Consider the following 1,213-nt stretch of genomic DNA (forward strand, 5'->3'; position numbering starts at 1 on the left):
AGCAGCACCACACCGGCCGGCTCCGGGCCCGTCAGGTCGGGCAGCTCCACCGTCCGCGACTGCGAGGCCGCCCGGGCCGGCCACACCAACGGCCGTCGCAGGTCCGCCATCAGGTCGAGGGCCTCGAACTCGGTACCGGGCCCGGCGACACCCGCGGCCTCGGCCCGACCACCAACGAACCCGACAGACATGAGCGAACCTCCGATCAGGGGCGGCGTCACCTGTACGGGCACCGCCGTGAGGAATTCAGGAACTACGTGATCGCGGCTGTCCGCGCCCACGGCAGGAGGACTACCGGGTCAGTCAGCGGCCGTGGCCAACCCGGGACCGGCTTCCAGGAAGCGCAGCATGTGGCCGTTCAGCTCCTCGGCGAGGCGGTACAGCAGGAGGTCGGTACGGATCGTGACGCGCAGGAGGGCGTGGTCGGCCCGGGGCAGCACCTCGACCGTGAGGCCGTTGGGCACCTCCCGGGCGTACGGCTCGACGACCTCCTCCGTCCGGCAACCGGGCAGCTCCAGCGGGTGCACCACGTTGTCCTGGAAGACGAAGGTCGGCAGGCTGGCCACCACCTCGCTGGAGATCCCGGCGGTGGGATCGTCGGCGGTCTCCGCGAAGGAGACGTCCTGGGCCCGCATCAGGTCGCTGATCGTGTCGTTGACCCGGAGGACGAGTTCGTCCTCCGGCCCGTCGAACCGGACCCGGACGCAGTTGAGGTTGATCCTGGTGGTGACGGCGGAGTCGAGGACGCGGCTGCCCCGCTTGGCGACGACCATCAGCAGGCCGATGTCGTCCTGCTGATGGAGGGCGCGCAGCGCGGTGGCGAAGGCGGCGGCGAAGTAGGCGGAGCGGCTGAACCGGTGTTCGCGGGCGGCCCGGTCCCAGCGTTCCATCACCTGAGGCGTGACGGTGACGGTGTGTCCGGCCTTGGGACCCCAGGCGAGCGCCTGCTCCAGCGACGCGTCGGCGGGAGGGTTGCCCTGACGGGGCAGGCCCCGTAGTTGTTCGCGCCAGTAGGCGCGCTGCGACTCGAGGTCGGTGGCGGCGCGCAGCCGGGTGAACTCGTCGTACGACTGGCGCAGGGTGGGTGCGGGGCGGTCCCATGTGGGTGTCTGGCCGGTCTGGCGTGCGGTGTAGGCGTGGCTGAGGTCGTGGACGAGGAGGGCGTGTGACCATCCGTCGAAGGCGATGTGGTGGATGCCGATGCCGAAGAGGA

2 protein-coding genes are annotated in these 1,213 nt (G+C 70.9%); both read right to left on the reverse strand.

Annotated features, from left to right (window positions below):
- On the reverse strand, positions 1-191 hold a 191-nt coding region (locus AB0L34_RS34060), incomplete at its 3' end, for a hypothetical protein (protein ID WP_363709792.1).
- A 108-nt stretch (positions 192-299) separates the two neighbouring features.
- The coding region (locus tag AB0L34_RS34065; RefSeq protein ID WP_363709794.1) for a condensation domain-containing protein at positions 300-1,213 on the reverse strand (914 nt) is incomplete at its 5' end.

Origin of the sequence: Micromonospora sp. NPDC052213 (genome assembly GCF_040679695.1) — a bacterium.
Lineage (GTDB): Bacteria > Actinomycetota > Actinomycetes > Mycobacteriales > Micromonosporaceae > Micromonospora.